At 37.0% G+C, this 270-nt stretch carries 1 protein-coding gene; it reads left to right on the plus strand.

The annotated features are described in order from the left end of the window. Window positions 1-270, plus strand: a 270-nt coding sequence (locus SB724_RS20275; protein ID WP_410572662.1) for a hypothetical protein, incomplete at both ends; no start/stop codon positions are given.

Here is a 270-nt window from a genome sequence, read left to right on the forward strand (position 1 = left end):
GTAAAGGTAGCCGACTTTGACGGAGATGGGATTTCTGAAATTTTTGAATACCGTCAGGACGGAACCTATCACATATGGAAACTGGGGCAGTCACAATTTGAGGAAATCAGATCTGGAAATAATGTTAAAATTACAGATTATACCATTTCCGGTGATTTTAATGGTGATAAAAAAATAGATTTCCTTACGCCTGATGCTTCGGAAAGCAGCGGATGGAATTTATACTTGTCTGATGATGTTGGTTTTAAAAATTACTACTATGCTGACTTG

The sequence above is a fragment of the Bacillus sp. SIMBA_031 genome (genome assembly GCF_046535225.1).
Lineage (GTDB): Bacteria > Bacillota > Bacilli > Bacillales > Bacillaceae > Bacillus > Bacillus velezensis.